The organism is Polaromonas sp. (genome assembly GCF_039932935.1).
Taxonomy (GTDB): Bacteria; Pseudomonadota; Gammaproteobacteria; order Burkholderiales; family Burkholderiaceae_C; genus Polaromonas.
This window is the reverse complement of the sequence record NZ_JBDTPB010000133.1, coordinates 1-6737: the sequence shown is the minus strand read 5'-3', so window position 1 is coordinate 6737 and position 6737 is coordinate 1. Positions and strand designations below refer to the sequence as shown.

Here is a 6737-nt window from a genome sequence, read left to right as displayed (position 1 = left end):
AACACCATCAACACCATGGTGGACCAGCTGCGGTCGTTCGCCTCTGAGGTGACGCGGGTGGCACGCGAGGTGGGCACCGAAGGCAAGCTGGGGGGACAAGCCGATGTGCAGGGTGTGGCCGGCACGTGGAAAGACTTGACCGACAACGTGAACTTCATGGCCGGTAACCTGACCGGACAGGTGCGCGGTATTGCCAAGGTGGTGACGGCCGTTGCCAACGGCGACCTCGACCAGAAGCTCACCGTGGAAGCCAAGGGCGAAATTGCGGCGCTGGCCGACACCATCAACAGCATGACGGACACGCTGGCGACCTTTGCCGACCAGGTGACCACTGTGGCGCGTGAGGTGGGCGTGGAAGGCAAGCTGGGCGGGCAGGCCAAGGTGCCGGGCGCCGCAGGTACCTGGAAAGGCCTGACCGAAAACGTCAACCAGCTGGCTGCCAATCTGACCACCCAGGTGCGCGCGATCGCCGAGGTGGCGACCGCTGTGACGCAAGGCGACTTGACGCGCTCGATCACCGTGGAGGCGCTGGGCGAAGTGGCCGCCTTGAAGGACACGATCAATGAGATGATCCGCAACCTCAAGGACACCACCCAGGTCAATACCGAGCAGGACTGGCTGAAAACCAACCTGGCCAAGTTCAGCCGCATGTTGCAGGGACAAAAGGATTTGGTGGCCGTAGGTCACTTGATCCTGTCAGAACTTGCCCCCGTGGTGGGTGCGCAACAGGCCGAATTTTACGTCCTGAGCTATACCCAGGAAAGGCCGCGCCTGCGCCTTATGGCGAGTTATGCCTCCGAAGGGCAGGGCGCTTATGGCAAGGAAATCGACCTTGGCCAAGGGCTTATCGGCCAGTGTGCCTTTGACAAACAGAAAATTTTGCTGACCTCGTCTTTGCCGCAAGGGTTGAAAATTTCCTCAGGCCTCACCGAGGTCGCACCTATGGACATTCTGGTGCTGCCCATTATTTTTGAGGGGCAGGTAAGGGGGGTGGTTGAGCTGGCCTCCGTGGAGCGCTTCAACCCGACTCATCAGGCATTTCTCGATCAGTTGACAGAAAGTATTGGCATTGTGATCAACACGATCGAAGCCAATATGCGCACCGAAGACCTGTTGACCCAGTCCCAGTCGTTGGCGCAGGAACTCCAAAGCCGCCAGGAAGAACTCCAGCAGACCAACGAGGAGCTTCAGGAAAAGGCCCACTTGCTGGTACAGCAGAACGACGAGGTGGAGCGCAAGAATCAGGAAGTCGAGCAGGCGCGCCAAGCCCTGGAGGAAAAAGCCAAGCAGCTTTCCTTGACCTCCAAGTACAAGTCGGAGTTTCTGGCAAATATGTCCCATGAGCTGCGCACGCCGCTCAACAGCCTGTTGATTCTGTCCGACCAGCTTTGCAAAAACTCAGAGGGCAACCTGACCAACCGGCAGGTGGAGTTTTCCAAGACCATCCACTCGTCGGGCAACGACTTGCTGATGCTGATCAATGACATTCTTGATCTTTCAAAGATCGAGTCCGGTACCGTGGTGGTGGATGTCAACGAGCTGCGTCTGTCCGATCTGCAGCTCTATGTAGAGCGCACCTTCCGCCACGTCGCCGAAGCCAAGAATGTGGCTTTCCTGATCACGACCGGGCTGCAATTCCCTGTTTCGATGGTGACGGACATAAAACGGTTGCAGCAAATTCTCAAAAACCTGCTGTCCAACGCATTCAAATTCACGCATCAGGGCCACGTGGCCTTGTCCATCGAAGAGGTCTTCACAGGGTGGAGCCCGGACAACGAGGAACTCAACCGGGCCCAACAAGTGGTGGCGTTCTCGGTCGCGGATACAGGCATTGGCATATCGGCTGACAAGCAACAGATCATTTTCGAAGCCTTCCAGCAGGCAGACGGAAGCACCAGCCGGAAATACGGCGGTACGGGCCTGGGGTTGGCCATCAGCCGCGAGCTCTCACGTCTGCTGGGAGGGGAAATCCGCCTTTCCAGCGCTCCTGGCGAAGGCAGCAACTTCGTGCTCTACCTGCCGCTGACATATCCGTCTTCAAGAACGCCGCGCAAGCCGGCTGGCGGCATTGAGCCGCGTTCAGCCGAGGTAACCTCTCCGATCAGCCAGATGGCGTTCGAGAAGCTCGATGCCCCGATTTTTGACGCGTCGGCTGAGCCGGACGTGTCGGCCTCCGGCAATGAGGCTGCCGACGACCGGCAAAATATCCGGCCCGGCGACCTCGTGCTTTTGATTGTGGAAAACGACCTGGCGTTCGCCAGTTTCCTGCTGGAAACAGCCAGAGCTAAAGGATTTAAGGGACTGGTCACGCCCTTGGGGGCCAGTGCCTTGACGCTTGCGGCAGAGTTCAAGCCGTCAGCGATGACGCTTGACATGCATCTCCCCGACATGGACGGCTGGCGCGTTCTTGACCGGGTGAAGCAGGACTTCAGCGTCAGGCATATCCCGGTGTGCGTCATTTCAACGGACGACTCCAAGGAGCGCGCCTATCGGTCGGGCGCCATGGCTTTTGTCGAGAAACCTATACCCACCAAGGAAGTACTCGACGAAATGCTGGACAAAATGCACCGCTACGTGTCGCGCGCGGCACGGCATGTGCTGATCGCCTTGAAGGATGCGGCTCTAGGTGAAGAAGTCAACTCCTACCTGGTGACTGGCGGTATCCAGGCCGTCGTGGCAGCTTCGCTCACAGAAATCAGGCCCGAAGAAATGATCCACTTTGAGTGCGTCATTACGGACGATGCATCCCTGAACGACGGCTTTGAACACGTGCGCGAGCCCTTCACGCGTCACCCGTCCTTCGGGCCGCTTCCTGTCGTGGTGTGGCGCGACGGGCCGATTGACGCCCAAAGCCAGTCCGGTTGGCAGGCCCGGGAGGGCTACAGCTTCCGGGAAGCGAGGTCCATCCCGCGGTTAATTGATTTAACCCTGCTGGCCTTGCATCTCAGCGAATCCCGAATGACTGAGCGCCAGCGGGAAATTTTGAAAACCCTTCACGACACCAGCAAGTCACTCGCGGGGAAGCGGGTTCTGATTGTCGATGACGACATGCGCAATATTTTTGCGCTGGCGACCGTGCTGGAAGAAGAAGGCATGGACATCGTCTGGGCCGACAACGGACACGATGCCATCGCAAAGGTGGCCTCCGACCCCCGGTTGAGTGTGGTGTTGATGGACATCATGATGCCGGTGATGGACGGGCTGGTCACCACGCAGGAAATCCGGAAGCTGCCGGCAGGAAAGAGCCTGCCCATCATCGCGGTGACTGCCAAGGCAATGAAGGGAGACCGCGAAAAATGCATCGAGGCCGGTGCCTGGGACTATCTCTCCAAGCCCGTGAATATCGAAAAACTGCTTGCCGTGCTGCGGGCCTGGTTGCCACGATGAGCGCGATCCTCGTGCCGCAAGAGCCGGCTATTCCCGTGGTCCTGCATCAGGCCAACATCCTGATCGTGGATGACCTGCCCGAAAAGCATGTGGTGATGAAAACGGTTCTGGAAGAGCTGGGACAAAACCTTGTCAGCGCCAGATCGGGCAGGGAAGCCCTGCGGTTGATTCTTCAAATGGAGTTCGCCGTCATTTTGCTTGATGTGAACATGCCGGATATCGATGGACTGGAAACTGCCGGCTTGATTCGCCAGTATAAAAAGACTTCGCAGACGCCTATCCTTTTCATTACGGCTTATGCCGATGAGATCCAGGCAAGCAAGGGCTACGCGCTGGGTGCGGTGGACTACATTACGTCCCCTGTCGTTCCGGAAATACTACGCTCCAAGGTCAAGGTATTTGTTGACCTGTACTGCATGAACCGCCAGTTGCAGGAGCAGGCCACTGAACGCGAGGCGTTGGCACGTTCGGAGGCTGCCCGCGCCGCGGCTGAGGAGGCGATTCGACGGGCGGACTTCCTCTCCGAGGCCAGCAGGCGCCTGACGGAGTCTCTGAGCATGGTGGCTACCGCGCGTGCGTTGGTAGATGTCGCGGTGCCCGGCCTTGGCTCCATTGCGGCTGTGGCCCTGCTCGACAGCCATGGAGAGCTCCATTGCCGGCATGTCAAAAGCCAGCAGGGAGGAGGTGGCGGCGAAGCGTCCTTGCCGGATGACGGGCGAACACTCAACCCCAAAATGGCGGCGATTATTCATTCGGCGATACGGACGCGAAGAATCGAATTCCCAGCGCCTGTTGCGCTTTGGCAAATTCCGGATACCTCCAATGCGTTGGCCGATCTGGCGTACTTGCCTTCATTCACGGAAAGGATGGCGGTCTGCCCGTTGATCGCGGGTGAACAGATGCTCGGTGCCCTCATCCTGTTTGGAAAAACCGAAGATTTTCAAAGGGCAGATACGGCCTTGCTCAGCGAGATCGTGAGCCGCGCTTCCATTGCCATGGAAAATGCGAGACTCTATACCCTGGTCCAGGAAGCCGATCGCCGGAAAAACGAGTTCCTGGCCATGCTGGCGCATGAACTCAGGAACCCGCTGGCTCCGATCAGGAACGCGGTTCACATCATTCATAGCTCACAGACAGTTGAACCCAAGGTGGCATGGGCACGTGATGTGATTTCCCGGCAGGTCGATCACATGTCCCGAATGATTGACGATCTCCTGGATGTCTCACGGATCGCCAGGGGCAAGGTGGCAGTGCACATGGAGCAACTCCTGTTGTCGACTCTGTGCGAGCGGGCAGTGGAGGCCAGCAGCCCGCTGCTGGCAGCCCGCAACCAGGAGCTGAGTGTCACTATTCCAGACAAGCCCATCGTGCTTCAGGGCGATTTGGTGCGCCTTTCGCAAGTGCTTTCCAACCTTCTGAACAATGCTTCCAAATTTACCGATTCGCACGGAAAGATCGCGTTGTCCGCGTCGCTGCAGGAAGAAGGTGTCATGCTGACTGTCTTGGACAATGGGCAGGGCATAGACCCTGAATTTTTACCGCACATATTTGACCTTTTTGCCCAGGGCGACCAGGCATTGGATCGTGCACAAGGCGGTCTGGGAATCGGTTTGACCCTGGTCAAGCATTTGGTCGAATTGCACAGCGGCAAGGTAGAGGCCTATAGCGAGGGAAGAGGTAAGGGGAGCCGTATTTCACTTCATTTGCCCGCCAAAGTTTTGGAAGACGGAGTGAGCCTTGCTGTTGCCTCTGAGAGGGCGGTCGCGAAGCCTATGAGCATCGCTCCGCGAAAAATCCTTGTCGTTGACGACCTGGTTCCCTCCGCTGAAACCCTCAAGATGCTGCTTGAACTGGAAGGGTTCATCGTCCAGATCGCCAATGACGGAGCGTCGGCGCTTCATATCGCGCGGCAATTCGCCCCCGACGCGGTCATTCTGGACATTGGCCTGCCGGGTATGGACGGATTTGAAGTTGCCCGGCAGCTGCGAGACCGCCCGGAATCACAAAATGCGTTGCTGGTAGCCCTGACGGGCTACGGCGAAGCTGAGAGCCGGCTACGCTCTCAGCAGGCCGGCTTCGATCATCACGTCGTGAAGCCTGCGGACATCGACGCTCTTTTGGCGATGGTCAGCCAGCCGCGGGAGGGTGCTGCGGCGATGCGTGTTCAGTAACATTTGAGGCGCGTGATAACAGGGCATTGACGCACGCGGTGCGCCGTGCGTGGTCGGCAGGATGCGGATCAACGCAGAATCAAAACGGGGATGGTGCTGTGCGTGAGCACCTGCTGGGTTTCGCTTCCGAGCAGGATGCGTGAGAGGCCCTTTCGCCCGTGCGAGGCCATCACGATGAGGTCGCACTTGTTCTTTTTGGCCGCTGCCAGAATGGATGTGGCGACGAGGTCGGATTTGGCAATCACGGCCTTGGCTTTAACGCCTGCAGCTTCCGCGGACTTCTGCACGGCGTCGGCGAGCGCTTGCCCCTTGTCTGCCCATACCTTTTCGATGCGACCGACTTCTTGCGGAGAAATGGTGGCACCACCTTCAAAATAGCTCGTGGGGTAACGCGGCACCACATTGAGCGCCACAAGGTCGGCTCCCAAAGATGCGCTAAGTGCAATGGCGTCTTTGACCGCTTTTTTGGAAAGCGAGGAACCGTCGGTTGCAACGAGAATGCGCTTGTACATGGTGGTTTCTCCTGTGTTGGTTCGCTTGCAGTCTAGGAGCGCCCCGACGGCCCGGGTTTGATCCACGTCAAGGGCGCCGCACATGATTTCGATCCTCTGTCGCGGCGCTTGTGCCGAGGTGTCCGGCGTGTGAAAAGCGCATCCGACTTGCGAATATCCACGGCGACTTCAACGCGCGGCGGAAACCCTCGGCGACTGCCCGGACAAGCTGGATCCGACGGGACCCGCCGTGCGCGGATACTGATAAATCGTGTCATTCAGGTAGCCGGCCACTTCCGCGATATCCGCCTCATCCCACTGCAGCCCGGTGTTGCCTTGCCAGCGGCGCACCTGCACCTTCAGGCTCTCCCAGTCATTGGCGCGCCGGTTATCGCGCCAGTGCATCTCCGAGCTATGGCAAGCAATGCAATGCGTCGTGTACAACAACTCTCCCCGGGTTTGCAGGGGCGTCGTCTGGGCGTGAGCCGCCAGGCCGCCGAACCCGAAGAAGGCGGACAGCACAAGACAGCGGCCGGGAAATGCCGTGGTGAAGGGTGATGACATGGGGTGACTGTGCGCGCGGCATCAGCAGGCGTCTGTTCGCCAACAGACAGTGGGGCCCTAAACCACGGCGCCAAACAGCGAGCCCACACCCGCGGTAATGCCCATGGCCAGCGCGCCCCAGAAA

General features: G+C 58.8%; 4 protein-coding genes. 2 read left to right on the top strand and 2 right to left on the bottom strand.

Going from position 1 to position 6737, the window contains the following annotated elements:
• Together ABI546_RS19990 and ABI546_RS19985 are read left to right on the top strand one after the other, a co-directional pair.
• The coding region (locus ABI546_RS19990) for a response regulator (protein ID WP_348049494.1) at positions 1-3387 on the top strand (3387 nt) is incomplete at its 5' end.
• Entirely contained in the window at positions 3384-5558 is a 2175-nt protein-coding gene (locus ABI546_RS19985; RefSeq protein WP_348049492.1) for a response regulator, read from the top strand. The genes ABI546_RS19990 and ABI546_RS19985, both read left to right, overlap by 4 nt.
• Positions 5559-5626: 68 nt before the next feature.
• Here the strand turns inward: ABI546_RS19985 and ABI546_RS19980 are convergent, their stop codons facing one another.
• Together ABI546_RS19980 and ABI546_RS19975 are read right to left on the bottom strand one after the other, a co-directional pair.
• Complete coding sequence (locus ABI546_RS19980) at positions 5627-6070, bottom strand: universal stress protein (protein ID WP_348049490.1); 444 nt, start codon at positions 6068-6070, stop codon at positions 5627-5629.
• A gap of 168 nt (positions 6071-6238) precedes the next feature.
• Positions 6239-6613 carry a cytochrome c gene (locus ABI546_RS19975; protein WP_348049488.1) on the bottom strand — a complete coding sequence of 125 codons (375 nt, stop codon included), beginning with the start codon at positions 6611-6613 and terminating at the stop codon, positions 6239-6241.
• Between the last annotated feature and the right edge of the window lie 124 nt (positions 6614-6737).

Bases quoted from the DNA above. Each gene is read 5' to 3' on its own strand.
- ABI546_RS19985 (WP_348049492.1), top strand. From the start codon at position 3,384: ATGAGCGCGATCCTCGTGCCGCAAGAGCCGGCTATTCCCGTGGTCCTG.
- ABI546_RS19980 (WP_348049490.1), bottom strand. From the start codon at position 6,070: ATGTACAAGCGCATTCTCGTTGCAACCGACGGTTCCTCGCTTTCCAAA.
- ABI546_RS19975 (WP_348049488.1), bottom strand. From the start codon at position 6,613: ATGTCATCACCCTTCACCACGGCATTTCCCGGCCGCTGTCTTGTGCTG.